The sequence below is a fragment of the Iodobacter fluviatilis genome, from assembly GCF_900451195.1.
Classification (GTDB): Bacteria; Pseudomonadota; Gammaproteobacteria; order Burkholderiales; family Chitinibacteraceae; genus Iodobacter; species Iodobacter fluviatilis.
The window spans coordinates 1013705-1026071 of sequence record NZ_UGHR01000001.1 but is presented as its reverse complement, the minus strand read 5'-3'; the positions used below and the strand labels follow the sequence as shown (position 1 = coordinate 1026071).

The following is a 12367-nucleotide window of genomic DNA, read 5'->3' as shown; positions in this document are numbered from 1 at the left end:
GGATTAGCCAGTGTTCATGTTTTATTAGAAAACCACAAACACTTGGCTACATTTTTAGCTGGCAGAGAACCAAATTTCAAAGCCCACATATCTTATATGGGCTTTTTTACACCCAAGCAAACCACATCCTTTTTTGTGCCAAAAAATACCAGCTATACTGCAGAAAATTTGTACTTCATTGTACAGAGCCAAACTGTAAGTAGTTAATGCGTTGAGCTTACTACTCTTAAGCAAAGGATCAGTAGCAATGAAAACAACATCACTTAAAGCATCCCTTTTCTTATTATTGGTTTGTTATTCACACGCCTACTCTGCTACGTATTTAAAACCATCCGCCCTTGCTCAGCAAAAGTACGAGCAATTATTAAACAATAAAAAATTTGACGAAATTGATCAAGCCGCCGCCAAGGCTAAGAAAAACAATGAAATGACGGCAGAAGGGTTGCCTTTATTGGCAGCAATTTATGCAGGAACGGCTGGGTGCATAACCGATAAATGTTCAAACAACCCATCCAACAATTATTGGCAGAAAAAAAAGAAAGTATTACTTGAATGGCAATTAAAAAAACCGGAATCTAGCACCGCAAAAATCGCCAATGCCCTGTATTACCTTGAATATGGATGGAGTATACGGGGAACAGGTTTTTCAAACTCCGTTAGCAAGGAAAGATGGGCTTTGTTTAATGAAAACACCAACAAAGCAAAATCAGAATTAATAAAAATTAGTCCAAAATATAGCAATGATCCTGGCTGGTACGCCACCATGCTATTAATCGCTTTGGCTCAAGGCTGGGAGGCGGTGGAATTTAATAAACTCTATGATGAAGCAACTGCAAAATTCCCTCTTTATATCCCCCTTTATTTCACCGCAGCCTCTTACCATTCAGAGTTTTGGCATGGCTCAAAAAAAGAGTTCCGCGAATTTGTTGAGCAAGCCGTAAAACAAACTCAAGCTACGCTGGGGCCTAGTCTTTATGCCCGCTTAAATTGGTTGTTTTACTCCCCTACGATGTTTAGCAATGGGCAAATTGAATGGCCACTAATGCGGAAAGGACTTGAGCGTATTGTGCATGATTACCCCGATATGTGGAATTTCAATAACTTTGGCAAGTTTGCATGCATTGCTAACGATGCCAAAATACTGCCCGTTATTATGAATAAAATTGATAAATCTTCAATTATTTCTGCATGGGGATCACAAGAATACTATGACTATTGCTTAGCCTTTGCCAAGGATGTTCATCCCGATTTTGTTGATCAAATAAAATTTTGATCAAGCCCAGCATTACAATTGGCAATAAAAGGTTTAAAAAAAAGCAATGGGGTCAGGTCTTCCATTTTTCATACGATAAAATTTGCAGTCGTTATAATCCAAGTTAAATTGATTACATTTTTGTCAAATGTAAGACCTGACCCTTGAGACCCTTAATTTTTATTAAAAAAATCAACACTCATCAACATCACCAATATTTTTTCTTATTTTTTATATAAAAAATACCAACCACTACCATACATTCTTACCATCAAAATACATAAATATATTCCTCCATTGTTTTTTATAATTTTATTGAATAAAATTCCAGCAAATCCCTTTTAATATCAATTTTCACGACAGCAGCACGTCACAGGAGGATGTTTTATGAAGAGTCGTATGTTGGTGGTATTGGTGATGAGTGCGCTGTTATGTGCTTGTGGCAAAAGCCGTGAGGAAGAATTAAAAGAGCAGCATAGCAAGGGTGCAGAGCTGGTTGAGGATAAGGCGGCCATGGCCAAGGGGCTGGGGGATGCGCTGCAAAAAGATGGTAAAGACGCCGCGCGCAGTCTTACTCAGGGTATTGGCGGTGTGGTAAAAGGCATGGCTCAGGGCGTAGATTCTTTAGAAGCTGATTTTAAGATCCAATTAAGCGACAGCGCTAAAAGCCAGCAGCTGAAAGCCGAGCGTGCCGTTTTGCAGGAGAAAAATGCAGAGGGGCAGAAGGGTTTAAAGGTCTATGTGCAAAGTGCGCAGGCGTTTAAGGGTAAATTACAATTACGGGCTTCAGATGATAAAGGCTCTGAAATTGGGCGCAGCCAGAAAGTAGAGCAAAATCTTGCTGCTGATGATGCCGCCTATATTGATTTTAGATTTGATGCCGCCACCCCGCTGAGCCGGGTCGCCCAATTTACTATTTATACCGTTCAGTAAAATATTAAAAAAGACGCTTATTCATTAAGCGTCTTTTTTATTTTCGATTTACTTTATCAATTATTCTTTCAGATTAATACCAAATACGGATGTAGTTTTTAGTATTATTTGGATAAAATACGAATTCCTGAATGGCAAAGCGTATGCCATTTCCATCTCTGAACTGATAAAATTGCATATTACGGGAGCCCATATTATCCAATGTGGGCAGGCTTTGCCCCAGGGCTAATTGATTAAGCTCTGTAAATGAAAAGACTTCTTCGATAACATTGCCCTTTCTGATGCTCGCTCCTCCATTTGCATCAAATACCAGCGCCCTTCTGCTGCCCTCTTCTGAGCATGTGCCCCGCTCATAACGCTTGCCCAGTAAACTTTTGCCTGCAAACATGCTGCTGTCGTATTGACGGCTGGCAGCGGCATTAATTAAGAAATATTGCTGATCAGGGGAGCATAAAGAAATAAAATCCATTGCCGGGCTGGCTATATTTTTAGGCCCATTGCCTATATTTGAACGTGATTTCTGATCTGCATAAAGCAAAGAATCAATCCGATTGCCACTGATTTGCTCAGAGCCCCCCGTAAAGTTTTCCCCATCCAGATTCCACGGGCGGCCTGCAGTAAAGATAAAGCCCAAGCTGCCTTGCTTAGATTGGAAATAACGCTTTTGCCCATCCAGATAAATTTCGCCATTAGCGCTTTTTACCGTAACAGGTGTCGCATTACTTTCAGTTTCAGGCTTGTATACAAAATATTGCCCCGGGCCATTCCACGGCTCAGGAGCGGGTGAGGTTGAATCATCAAATAGCCCTCCCCCCCCACAGGCTGAAAGTAGAACAACACATGTAAGCGTTGCTGCTTTAGAAAATGAACGGGCCATCCTATTTATTACCTTTGATATCATTTGTTTTGCCGTTTAATCGCGTTAATCAAAGTATTCGTAATTTGCACTTTTTATACACGCTGCGTTGGATAGCAAGATTAATCAAGCCAATATGCTCAGCAGATATATTCAGCCAATTAGTTTTAGATATTTGCAAAAAAATGTAGTTCAAATCACAGGACTTTTTACCCAAAAAAAACGCCGCCAAGTTTTTATCTTGGCAGCGCTTTTTGGGGTATTTACCGGCAAAAAATATATTCGGTGCAGTTAACTGCGCCAGCGGCTTTTTGCCCATAGTTTTTGCTCGGCTTCGGTCATAAAGCTCCACGCCACTACGCGGCTGATTTTATTGCCTTGAGCCATATCCAGCGTTTTAACCTGAATCGCGCCGATTCTTTCCAGCGCCTGATACACCAGCGGCAGATTATCCTGCTTGGAAACCAGGGTAGAAAACCACAGGCACTGCTGCTTAAACGGGCGGCTTTGCGAGATCATGGTGCGTACAAAGCGCATCTCGCCGCCTTCGCACCACAGCTCGTTGCTCTGCCCACCAAAATTAAGCACCGGCGGCGGCAGGCCTTTGCCCTTGGCGTGACCTGTGCCTAAGCTGCGTAATTTACGGCGTGTGCCACCTGCAGCATCAGCTGCTGAAGAATGAAACGGCGGGTTGCACATGGTGAATTCAAATAGATCAGCAGGCTGAATCAGGCCTTCAAAGATGTTTTCTGCATCGGCCTGATAGCGACAAACAAGGCCGTCTTTTAAGACCTCATTGCGCTCAAAAATCTCATAGGCATTATCCAGCGCCAGATCGTCGGTATCGCTGCCGGTAAACTGCCAGCCATAAGCCACTTTGCCCAGCATGGGGTAGATGGCATTAGCGCCCACGCCAATATCCAGCACTTGCACGGCAGCGCCACGCGGCACCACGCCTTTATTGCTGGTGGCAAGCAGGTCAGCCATGGTGTGGATATAGTCTGCGCGGCCCGGAATAGGCGGGCAGAGGTAGCCTTCTGGCAAGCCCCATTCTTTGATGCCGTAAAAATGGCTGAGCAGCGCACGATTCAGCGCTTTTACTGCCGCCGGATCAGCAAAATCTATCGATTCATCACCGTAGGCGTTCGGTGCCACAAAGGCAGCCAGATCGGGGCAGCTGGCAATCAGCGCGGGGAAATCATAGCGGCCGCGATGCGGGTTACGCGGGTGAAGATTATTTTTAATTGCGGGGAATTCTTTTTTTTCAGACATTGTAGCTGCTGCCGTACGGGGTAATCATTGGCCGAACCTTAACAGAAATGAAGGCTTGCCAATATGTAAACCGGCATTCAGATCTGTTGGGCGGGATAATCGGAGGCGTAAAACTCAAAAATGGCCACTGCATTTGTGCTGCAATGGCTTTTGCATATTCGCGGAGGCAAGCTCCGCGAATTTAATCTTTATTCAGTGGCCAAAAATGGTCGCGTTGCAAAATTCTGGGCTATTTTTTCCAGCTGGCGCAAGGTATCGCCACGCAAGGCGTGAATACCGTTATCGCCTTGAAAATTAGCGCGTACTGCGGCAGAAAAATGCTCGCGCAGCCATTTACTGGTTGCCTCGACGGCCTCATCGCTGTCTGAGCCTTCAAACCACATGCTTTGTGCGTGTGCAGGATCGTAAAATATGGTTGAGTGCACATCCACCAGAGGCACTTTCACCGCGGCTTTATCGCTCCAGCGAACACAGGCCAGTAATTGCACACTGCCCTTTTTACCTGTTGGTGTTTTAACGACCCAGATGCGATCGGGGAAGCTTTCGCTCAGCTCGGCCAATTTGCCGCGGGATGAACGAAACCAGCCAATATGCCCGGCAGCCATGTCTGCTTTTACATCTTTCCAATAGTACAGAACATCCATATTGAAGACTTCCTTAGTTCGTTAAATACTTGCATCGTTTGCAGGCCGGATTGGCAAGATAAATCAAACCTGGCTTATTTAAATCCCTAAGCGCGGGTTTAATCCCTCTGTTTTTAATAAGGCAACTTTAAAAAGCGTCAACCCATCCAATGACAGCCGGATTGAGTTGTTTAATCATCAGAAGCCAGAGCCTGTGCCCAGACCTTACAAATACGGTGTAATTTTGAAGCATTCAGTCATACAAACAGCGACTTGCTAAAGAAAATTTCAGATCAGTGTGGAGAATTTACTTGTTCCGCCACAAAAACAGCATTAAGTTTATCCCATTATCGGGCTAATAAGCAGATCAATCAGTGCCTATAATCACGATAGCAGCTTATTGAGCCTGCTATTTACAGATATTTAAATCAGCACCTTCATTTACCCGGCATAAATCTCCGGCAACACTTTGTTTTAATAGTATTTCTTTACAAATAAAGTCAAGTTATCCATCGATAAACATTGCTCATCGGAGATTCAAAAGTGAAGAAAATATTACTGAGTTTAAGTCTGTTAGCACTAACAGTAAGCAATGCATGGGCCGGGGAGGCCAAAATCAGCTGGCAAAACCCAGAAAAATACAGCGATATTCGCGCCTCTCATGAGCGGGAAGATCGTTTTCAGGAAAGGCTGTTTAAGCATTTTGATAAAGTATTTACCGATCTTGCTGCCAAATTACCCAGCGATGCAAAGCTGGAAATCACAGTAACAGACTTTGATCTGGCAGGTGAGATTACCCCCCGCCCTGGCAGCCGCTATAATGACATTCGTATTATCAAAGATATCTACAGCCCCAAAATCACCTTTAATTATGTCTTTAGCTATAAAGAGCAGATTGTTTCTGGTGCTGAAAACTTGCGTGATTTAAATTTTATGTCGGGCGTGGGCCGATCTGGCCAGAGAACTGAATTTGAATATGAAGAAAAAATGATCAGGAAATGGTTTGCCAAACTACAAAAGAACCAGACATTTCCTGCTCTGTAAATTGACCGAGGTCTCTACTGCCAAGCCATTCTGCCGAGATAAATCTTCATGATCTGGCTCACCGGGAATAGCGCCAATAAACAAGATTTTCTGCAAAAAATCAATTCAGGCCAATTCTCCCCCTGACTATCGGAGGAAATTGGCCATTTATTTTAAAATAATGTCGTGGTCGGTAACATCCCAGGGCGGCTCACCGTAATCAACCCCTTCCTGTATCGGCAGTGGCTTAGTGGCGGGTTTTGCAGGCGCAGCAGCTGATGGTGTTGCTTTATCATCTATCCATTGCAAAAAAGGGCTCAGGTCGGCCTTATCCACGATATACCACACTTTTTTGGCCGCATCCCAGCGTGCGCCCAAAGCCTTTGCGCTGTCTTTTTCAGCAAAAGGCACTTTCAAATTCACCCGCATTTTTATTACTCTTCAGTATTTTATTTGATGAAATCAAACCAATTCAACCAGATTATCCTTTAATTCGGTTTGATCTAAAAAACTAATTCCTTGCCTATTTTTTGGCTTAATTGATTTAGGCCTTCAGCCAAAGCCAGTACCAGCGCCTCGTAGCCTGCACCTTCCTGCGCAACTTCAAGCTGAAAGGACGATTGCATCAGCAACTTTTGTGCTGCATTACGCAAATACCAACGCCCTGCCAATACGGCCTTGCCATCATCGCGGCCATTAAACTGCGTTATTTCAAGGCTAAGCGTATTGACTCTGGCATCAGGCGCCGATCCCAACCAAAGCTGGCCAGGTTGTTGCTGCTGCATTCTGGCCACCAGGACGCGCTTTATACCTTCTTGCAGCCTTTCTGCCCACAAGTTTTGCTGGGCCAGCGTAATACCCACCTCGCCCTGTTGATAGGCAATCCCTCCCGCTGATAAAAAATCGGCCAGCCGGATATCCAGCAGCACTACCGGCCGCTCAGGACCGGCCGTTTGCTGCGGGGGAGCAACATCAGGCAGGCGATAATAACGGGTAACAGGCACGCTACTGCACGCGCTCAGTAAACACAGCCCCATCAGGGCGATACGCAGTTTCATGGCTTGGCCCCTTTCGGCTGAACATCTTCTTGCTTGCGGTCAAACAGCAGCACATTTGGTTTTTCATTCAGCGTACGAATCACGGGCCTCGCCTCTTGTAATACTTGGTTTAAGCTGCCCAATGCACGGTTTAATTCACCATAAGCGGGTGATTGGCCGGAGAAATCATCCATGGTGCTGCGCACGGTATTTAAAGTGTCCTGCACCTTGCCCAAGGTGTGCTGCAACTCTTCAGGCAAGCCTTGTACCTGGGGCTGCCGGGCAAAATCATCCAGCGTTTTAACCAGAACACGGATATCACCGGCCAGCTTGCCTGTTTCATCCAACGTTTTATTGCCTTTCTCCAGCACGCCTTCCAGCTTCAGGCCATTGAGCTTATCAAGTAAAGCGATGACTTTATTTTCGATTTGGACCAGGCCACCATCGCCGGTAGGCAGAATAGGCAGACCTGCATATTTATCCTGTGCTTTTGCCTGCGGCTTGCCACTAAAATCAACGTCAACATATAAAGAGCCAGTCAGCATATTGCCATTTTTAAGCTTGAGCACCATGCCACTGCCCACTTGGGTTGCAATCACTTTACGCCAGTAATCATCGCTCTCGTTTTCTGCACCGGCGGCTAAACGCCCCAGCTCTAAATAAATCAGCACAGGAATGCCATGATATTTACGGGTTTTATTTTCCAGCTTAGGAATAGCGTAGGGCACCGCGCCAACCGTACCTATCCTCAGCCCCCTCAGCTCAACCGGAGCACCTGGTTTTAAGCCACGTACCGAGTCACTAAAGAGTGCGATATAGGGCAGGCGACGCTCAAACTGACGCTCAAGCGAACTGGCTTCATCAGAAAACAAAGTAAACGCACTCTGATCTTTAACCTGCTCGCCCAAGGGCATACTTTCTGGCACTCCAAAAGCAACGCCACCAGACAATACGGATTCCAACGAGCCGGCATTTAGCTTAATGCCATCTGCACTGAGTGCCAGCTGCACGCCACTGGCCACCCAAAAGCGTGAATTCACCGTAACCAAACGATCATAAGGGCGCTGAATAAACAGCCGGTAATTCATTTGCCGCTGCTCAGGATCAAACTCGGCTTTTTCTACACGTCCAACTTCAAAATTTTGATACAAAATCGGGTCGCCCACACTCAATACCTTTACGCTGCGGCCAGACAGCTGCAAGCGCAGCCCCGGCACATCGGCAGCGGTCACCGGCGGATCATTCAGCACCGTAAAAGCACTTTTCATATTTTTTGATTTACCCGGATTAAGCTGAATAAAAGAGCCGGACAAAAGTGTAGATAAGCCGCTGATCCCGCTGCGATCTACCCTAGGCTTGACCATCCAGAATTGGCTGTCTTCGTTTAATAAACTGCGCGCCTCCACATCCAGCCTTGCAGTGACACGCACACGATGATCTGAAGAATCAAGCTCTACATCAGTGACCTTCCCCACCTTTACCGAAAGTACTTTTACTGTGGTTTTACCCACTTCAATGCCTTCGGCATTGGGCATGTACAACACGATTTCCGGCCCCTGATGTCGCCACGTATCAAACACCATCCATGCCCCCAGCAACAGTGCAGCAATCGGCACCAGCCACACCAAAGATATTCTGCGCAGCCAGCTTATTTTTGCTTTGGGTAATTCCACTTTATATTCAGCCTGCTCTTCCATTCGCTTTATCCTGTCATGCTTGGGCATTGCCCATAAACTTACATACTGCTTATTTATAATTTGCGGGATTCGGACTCTGCCCTGCTCTGAGCATCCCAAATCAGCCGCACATCAAAACTTAATGCAGACAACATGGTAAACACCACGACGCCTGCAAAAGAAACCGCAGCCACACCGGGAAACACCGACATCAATTTACCCATATGTATTAAAGCCACCAGAATCACCACCACAAACACGTCCACCATAGACCAGCGTCCAATCAGCTCGGTGATGCGATAAAGCCGGGTATAGTGCAGCGCACTTTTCTTGGATTTGCTCTGCGCCGCGATGCACAGCACCACGATCGAGATAAATTTCACCAGTGGCACCACCACACTGGCCACAAAAATAATTGTCGCTACAGGATAAGAGCCGATACGCCACAGCAGCAGCACGCCTTCCAGAATGGTGGAAGGCGTACGCTCACCTAACGATTCTGTAATCATCATGGGGTAAAGGTTGGCAGGCAGGTAAAGCAGCATGGCGGTGATGAGTAAGGCCCAGGTCATCGCTAAGCTGTGCGGGCGGCGCTCATAAAGGCGGGCATGGCAACGTTCGCACTTCAAGGCTTGCTGGCCATTAAAAAAACCGCACACGGTGCATGCTTTAGCACCATTCATTCTCAGCTGCTGAGCAGGTAGGCCTTCCAGATGATCCAGCTGAAAACCAAACCAGTGCACATCAAACACGGTGACGGTTTTAATCAGCGAAAGCGAAAACAGCAACATGGCCCAAAAAGATAATCCAAGGCCAATCTGCGCCAGCGCGGCTAATTTAATCAGGCTCACCAGAATACCAATCACAAAAACATCGGCCATCATCCATGGCTCCAGCCGAATGGCCAGCCGCAGCACACTGCGCAGCCCTGGCCAGTGCATGGACCATTTCAATGCCAGCGACAAATAAATCACCGCGCATAAAAAAAGGGCGGGAGTAAGCAGCACACAGCTCAGCAGCACATTCGCCACAATACCAAAATCAGCATCAACCAATGATTTGGCGCTGCTTAGAAAAGTCATCTGGCTTTCCACACCGGCAATATGCAAATTAAGAAGAGGGAAAGCACAACTTAAGATCAATAAAATAAGCGTAGTCAGCGCATAAGCCAATGGCGTATCAAAGGGGTGCAGTGGCACGCTGCAAAGATGATGACCACAACGTACGCAGCTTGCACCCTGACCGGCATGCAATTCATCCATATTTTGTAGTAAATCGCACTGAGCACAGCGTAATTCATGCGCAGGCAAGGCCGGCTCCTGCTGATCCGAAGATCGTTCAAAAGTATTTCGCCAGGAAAAGGGCTTAAAAATAGATTTAAAGGTTTCAAACAAATTGAATCAATACCCATAGAAAACAACACGGAAACCTGCCAAAAGCCTGTCCAATCTACCCTTTATGCATAAAAGGCAGATGACAGGCTTGCAAAGTAAGCTTCTGAAGCGGTTTATTTTTTATTCAGATCACTATTAACCAAATATTTAGCCCCATTCACGGTGGCTTCAGCGCTTAAGCCATTTTCGGTGAATTGGTAAACATAAACATCCTTCGCTAAATGCTTGGCCCCCGTAATCTGCCCGCCTGCTTTACCTGCCTTGGCAGCTGCACCGGCCTCCCCACTGGCACTCCAGCCCGAGGTGATAAACTTGTTATAGGCTTCATTGCTGGTAAACACCCAAACCTCGCGGGTTTCCTTCGCCCCAAGCCCCAAGCCTACCTTACCCTGCAGCATATCCATATAGGTACGTTTTCCGCTGGCAACGGCCACCCCGTCACCCCCGCCTGCTCCTACAAAGACAGCCTGAAACCCACCGGTACGAAATACCGCATAAGCCGAAGCTTTAGCGATCTGAGCTTTTGCCCTTGGGAATTTTTTATAAACTTGAGCCAGTGTGTCCTGCGCTGTTTTATCGATCGTGGCCCGGCGCTCTGCAGGCGTTTTTTGCTCAGCAGATGATTCGGCACTGTTTTGTTTTACGGCTGAATCCGCCAGCACGGGTAAAGCAAGCAGTGAACTCACAGCAAAGACAATTGATCGTAGTTGCATCATTAAACTCCTTATTTCATAAGATTCAAAAATAACGCTTACAAAATTAATCGTATTTAAGTATTTAATAATGATTCAGTTTTTAACTATTAGCCCCAGCTTCAGCAAGCAGACACGCTAACATGTTTACAGCGATGACCAGTTAATCACAAAAAAATAAAAAGGTATGTCGGTTAGTTCCTATATACGGAGTAAATATGTCACAAAACATTCAGCTGGCACAACCATCCCTTGTGCAATAGATAGCATGTTTTATTTATCATAGAATAAGAATGAAGAGAATCATATGAAGTCAATTTCAGATATGTTAATTATCAACATAAGAATAACAATAAAAAAAATGTACTAATTCTGAATGCATGTGGATTATGAAAACCATCGGTCTGACGGATATATTTTATAAAACAAAATTTATTCACCCATTAAAAAATACTGAAATTGGCTTTAAAAAACACTACTGCAAGTCATTTTCGTGATTGCGTGCGATTATTTAAAACGCGTAATTACCCGCGATTAAATGCAACAAAGCCCCCGCTTTCATTCAAACGCGGGGGCTTTGTGCTCGGGCTAATTAACGGTTTGGCTGTGGCGTTAAGCGCAGATAAGGGCGGATGGCTTTATAGCCTTTAGGAAAGCGCTGGGCAATTTCATCGGCATCCTGCAGGGAAGGAATAATCACCACATCGTCGCCATCCACCCAATCAGCAGGTGTGGCTACTTTATGGTGATCCGTCAGTTGCAGGGAATCAATCACCCGCAGAATTTCATTAAAATTACGGCCTGTGCTGGCTGGATAAGTCAGCGTTAAACGGATTTTTTTGGCCGGATCAATCACAAACACGGAGCGCACAGTGAGATTTGCCAAAGAATTTGGATGGATCATGTCGTAAAGCTCGGCCACCTTACGATCGGCATCGGCCAGAATCGGAAAATTGACCGAGGTATTTTGCGTTTCATTAATATCGTTAATCCAGGCCACATGAGATTCCAGCGTGTCTACGCTCACCGCCAGTGGTTTTACGTTCCGCTTTTTAAATTCCTCAGCCAGCCTGGCAGTCTTGCCAAGCTCGGTGGTGCAAACCGGCGTGAAATCGGCCGGGTGTGAAAACAGCACCACCCAGCTCTCCCCCGCCCATGCATGAAAGCTAATCTCGCCTGCAGAAGATTGCTGTGTAAAGTCGGGAGCTACATCACCTAAGCGCAGTGTCATTTGATTTTTCCTTTGATTAAACAGCATCAGCAACATGCCTTGCTTTTCACTGATTCTACTCAAAGTTTATAAAATAAAAAGTGATATATAAAAATATCATTATTGCTTTTTGTTATATATTTTAAAATATTTCACGCATGAAACTAACTCAGGCTGAGTGCCCGTTCATGTAAACGTGCCCGCCTTTAATATATCCATAAATTATATCAATGCAACTTTTAATTACATATTGTTATGTAAACATTATGATAAATTGAAGACAGCAAAAAAGCACTGTTCCCAACACCAGCTTTATTTAAGCCAATACACTACGTAAGCCATTACTCAGCCGCATGGTTATCTGCAGCAGCGGCCTCTTCCATCATTTTTATGAGCTGA

The 12367-nt window shown here is 45.4% G+C and carries 13 protein-coding genes; 3 read left to right on the top strand and 10 right to left on the bottom strand.

What is annotated here, in order from left to right; genetic code table 11:
* Window positions 1-247 precede the first annotated feature (247 nt).
* Together DYD62_RS04570 and DYD62_RS04565 are read left to right on the top strand one after the other, a co-directional pair.
* Window positions 248-1273 (top strand): DUF4034 domain-containing protein, encoded by a 1026-nt coding sequence (locus DYD62_RS04570; protein WP_115226264.1) that lies wholly within the window; start codon window positions 248-250, stop codon window positions 1271-1273.
* Window positions 1274-1639: 366 nt separating this feature from the next.
* Window positions 1640-2185, top strand: coding sequence for a hypothetical protein (locus DYD62_RS04565; RefSeq protein WP_132038721.1), 546 nt, complete (start codon window positions 1640-1642; stop codon window positions 2183-2185).
* Window positions 2186-2258: 73 nt separating this feature from the next.
* On the opposite strand, the gene DYD62_RS04560 is transcribed toward DYD62_RS04565, so the two are convergent.
* From DYD62_RS04560 to DYD62_RS04545, 4 genes are all read right to left on the bottom strand, one after another.
* Window positions 2259-3062, bottom strand: a complete 804-nt coding sequence (locus tag DYD62_RS04560; RefSeq protein WP_115226262.1) for a hypothetical protein — start codon at window positions 3060-3062, stop codon at window positions 2259-2261.
* Between the two features lie 49 nt (window positions 3063-3111).
* Window positions 3112-3360 (bottom strand): hypothetical protein, encoded by a 249-nt coding sequence (locus tag DYD62_RS04555; protein ID WP_115226261.1) that lies wholly within the window; start codon window positions 3358-3360, stop codon window positions 3112-3114.
* Window positions 3333-4313 (bottom strand): 23S rRNA (adenine(1618)-N(6))-methyltransferase RlmF, encoded by a 981-nt coding sequence (rlmF, locus tag DYD62_RS04550; RefSeq protein ID WP_115226260.1) that lies wholly within the window; start codon window positions 4311-4313, stop codon window positions 3333-3335. Before rlmF ends, DYD62_RS04555 begins: the two co-directional genes overlap by 28 nt.
* A 188-nt stretch (window positions 4314-4501) precedes the next feature.
* The gene (locus DYD62_RS04545) at window positions 4502-4957 is read right to left on the bottom strand and encodes a hypothetical protein (RefSeq protein ID WP_115226259.1); all 456 of its coding nucleotides are present in this window, start codon (window positions 4955-4957) and stop codon (window positions 4502-4504) included.
* Window positions 4958-5479: 522 nt separating this feature from the next.
* Here DYD62_RS04545 and DYD62_RS04540 point away from each other — a divergent pair.
* Window positions 5480-5980, top strand: coding sequence for a DUF3016 domain-containing protein (locus DYD62_RS04540; RefSeq protein ID WP_165928762.1), 501 nt, complete (start codon window positions 5480-5482; stop codon window positions 5978-5980).
* Between the two features lie 147 nt (window positions 5981-6127).
* Here DYD62_RS04540 and DYD62_RS04535 read toward each other — a convergent pair whose 3' ends face one another.
* The 6 genes from DYD62_RS04535 to DYD62_RS04510 form a co-directional block, all read right to left on the bottom strand.
* Entirely contained in the window at window positions 6128-6388 is a 261-nt protein-coding gene (locus tag DYD62_RS04535; protein WP_115226257.1) for a DUF5710 domain-containing protein, read from the bottom strand.
* Between the two features lie 74 nt (window positions 6389-6462).
* A complete protein-coding gene (locus DYD62_RS04530; protein WP_115226256.1) occupies window positions 6463-7017 on the bottom strand; it encodes a PqiC family protein in 555 nt (184 codons plus the stop codon).
* On the bottom strand, window positions 7014-8693 hold the full coding sequence (gene pqiB / locus DYD62_RS04525; protein ID WP_115226255.1) for an intermembrane transport protein PqiB: 1680 nt from the start codon (window positions 8691-8693) through the stop codon (window positions 7014-7016). The genes DYD62_RS04530 and pqiB overlap by 4 nt, the downstream gene beginning before the upstream one ends.
* Window positions 8694-8746: 53 nt before the next feature.
* Window positions 8747-9982, bottom strand: coding sequence for a paraquat-inducible protein A (locus DYD62_RS04520; RefSeq protein ID WP_233702870.1), 1236 nt, complete (start codon window positions 9980-9982; stop codon window positions 8747-8749).
* A 197-nt stretch (window positions 9983-10179) separates the two neighbouring features.
* Window positions 10180-10782: a YSC84-related protein gene (locus DYD62_RS04515; protein WP_115226254.1), complete on the bottom strand. Its 603-nt coding sequence runs from the start codon at window positions 10780-10782 to the stop codon at window positions 10180-10182.
* Window positions 10783-11350: 568 nt separating this feature from the next.
* The gene (locus tag DYD62_RS04510; protein ID WP_115228204.1) at window positions 11351-11989 is read right to left on the bottom strand and encodes a peroxiredoxin; all 639 of its coding nucleotides are present in this window, start codon (window positions 11987-11989) and stop codon (window positions 11351-11353) included.
* Window positions 11990-12367: the final 378 nt, after the last annotated feature.

Bases quoted from the DNA above. Each gene is read 5' to 3' on its own strand.
- DYD62_RS04570 (WP_115226264.1), top strand. From the start codon at position 248: ATGAAAACAACATCACTTAAAGCATCCCTTTTCTTATTATTGGTTTGT.
- DYD62_RS04565 (WP_132038721.1), top strand. From the start codon at position 1,640: ATGAAGAGTCGTATGTTGGTGGTATTGGTGATGAGTGCGCTGTTATGT.
- DYD62_RS04560 (WP_115226262.1), bottom strand. From the start codon at position 3,062: ATGGCCCGTTCATTTTCTAAAGCAGCAACGCTTACATGTGTTGTTCTA.
- DYD62_RS04555 (WP_115226261.1), bottom strand. From the start codon at position 3,360: ATGGGCAAAAAGCCGCTGGCGCAGTTAACTGCACCGAATATATTTTTT.
- rlmF (WP_115226260.1), bottom strand. From the start codon at position 4,313: ATGTCTGAAAAAAAAGAATTCCCCGCAATTAAAAATAATCTTCACCCG.
- DYD62_RS04545 (WP_115226259.1), bottom strand. From the start codon at position 4,957: ATGGATGTTCTGTACTATTGGAAAGATGTAAAAGCAGACATGGCTGCC.
- DYD62_RS04535 (WP_115226257.1), bottom strand. From the start codon at position 6,388: ATGCGGGTGAATTTGAAAGTGCCTTTTGCTGAAAAAGACAGCGCAAAG.
- DYD62_RS04530 (WP_115226256.1), bottom strand. From the start codon at position 7,017: ATGAAACTGCGTATCGCCCTGATGGGGCTGTGTTTACTGAGCGCGTGC.
- pqiB (WP_115226255.1), bottom strand. From the start codon at position 8,693: ATGGAAGAGCAGGCTGAATATAAAGTGGAATTACCCAAAGCAAAAATA.
- DYD62_RS04515 (WP_115226254.1), bottom strand. From the start codon at position 10,782: ATGATGCAACTACGATCAATTGTCTTTGCTGTGAGTTCACTGCTTGCT.
- DYD62_RS04510 (WP_115228204.1), bottom strand. From the start codon at position 11,989: ATGACACTGCGCTTAGGTGATGTAGCTCCCGACTTTACACAGCAATCT.